Source organism: Dissulfurispira sp., assembly GCF_036745535.1.
Lineage (GTDB): Bacteria > Nitrospirota > Thermodesulfovibrionia > Thermodesulfovibrionales > Dissulfurispiraceae > Dissulfurispira.
The window spans coordinates 1-1,505 of sequence record NZ_DAIOFX010000178.1 but is presented as its reverse complement, the minus strand read 5'-3'; the positions used below and the strand labels follow the sequence as shown (position 1 = coordinate 1,505).

1 protein-coding gene and 1 pseudogene are annotated in these 1,505 nt (G+C 46.4%); both read left to right on the top strand.

What is annotated here, in order from left to right; genetic code table 11:
* Positions 1-11: 11 nt before the first annotated feature.
* A pseudogene (locus tag V7L97_RS12640) lies at positions 12-860 on the top strand (CoA-binding protein); the annotation flags it as partial.
* Positions 861-911: 51 nt separating this feature from the next.
* The gene (locus V7L97_RS12635) at positions 912-1,463 is read left to right on the top strand and encodes an acetate--CoA ligase family protein (protein ID WP_333656543.1); all 552 of its coding nucleotides are present in this window, start codon (positions 912-914) and stop codon (positions 1,461-1,463) included.
* Positions 1,464-1,505: the final 42 nt, after the last annotated feature.

Below are 1,505 nucleotides of genomic sequence, written 5' to 3'. Positions count from 1 at the left end.
TTGCAGCAGGCATGCTTCCGAGGGGCAGAAATGCATTCTTTTCGCAATCAGGGGCCCTCGGCATTGCCATACTGGATTGGGCAATCGGAAACAGGATGGGGTTTTCCAAGTTCATAAGCCTCGGCAATAAGACAGACCTGAATTAAATAGATTTTATAGAATATTTCATTAATGACGCAGATACAGACGTTATCTTAGGATACATAGAGGATGTGATTGACGGCAGGAGGTTCTTGGATGTTGCCAAAAAGGCAACAAAGGTAAAACCTGTTATCCTCTTAAAGTCGGGAGGCACAGAGGCAGGTGCAAGGGCAGCATCATCCCACACAGGCGCCCTTGCAGGCTCTGAGACCGCCTTTGGTGCAGCATTTAAGCAGACAGGCGTTATCAGGGCAAATGGGATTCAAGACCTCTTTGATACAGCCCTTGCCTTTTCAGAGGGCAAACTGCCTGCAGGGGACAGGTTGTTAATTGTCACAAATGCTGGAGGCCCGGGAATAATTGCAGCAGATGCATCAGAAAAGCTTGGGCTGAAACTGCCCCAGATGTCTAAGGATGCCATAGAGGCCATAGCAAGGCTTTTGCCAAAGAACGCATCCCTCTATAATCCTGTGGACATAATCGGCGATGCCACATCAGAGCGTTATGAGGTTGTGCTGAACAGGGCAATTACCGATCCCAATGTCGATGGTATTATTGTGATACTCACTCCACAGGCAATGACAGACGTGGAGAATACAGCTGAGATAATCATCAACAAATCAAAAACAGCGGATAAACCAGTTATAGCATCTTTCATGGGTGAAATGAGGGTAAGGGAATCCATCGAAATGCTTAAGGCAGGCGCAATCCCGAACTTCTCTTATCCTGAGACAGCGGTCAAGGCCTTCAAGAAACTCTATGACTACAATATGTGGAGGCAAGGCATCGAAGAAGAAATACAGAGGCATGTGTACAATAAAGATGCAGCGAAGGGGATAATCGACAGTTTACTGAAGGCCGGAAGGTACGAGGCAGGAGAAGACATTGCAATGGCAATACTTTCCAATTATGGATTCGTATTTCCCCTGAGGGCTCTGGCACGTTCGGCAAAAGAGGCTGCAGCTGTTTCAGAGAAGATAGGATTTCCAGTGGTAATGAAGGTCTCGTCTCCTGACATCCTTCACAAGACAGATGTTGGAGGCGTGAAGCTCAACATAAACTCCGAGATTGCGGCAGAGGACGCATTTGTAGAAATAACCTCCAATGCAAAAAGGTTCATGCCGAATGCATTGATAAACGGCGTAATGGTCTACGAAATGATAAAGGGCGGCAAAGAGGTGATTCTTGGATTAACTTATGACAGGACATTCGGGCATATGATCATGTTCGGATTGGGCGGGATATATGTGGAGGTCTTAAAGGATGTATCGTTCAGGATAGCGCCGGTGTCCAGAAAGGAGGCGGTATCCATGACCAGATAGGTATAGACATATTAACCAGTTTATAGAGGCTATAGAAACAAA

Excerpts from the sequence above, each read along its gene's own strand:
- V7L97_RS12635 (WP_333656543.1), top strand. The coding sequence starts at position 912 with ATGTGGAGGCAAGGCATCGAAGAAGAAATACAGAGGCATGTGTACAAT.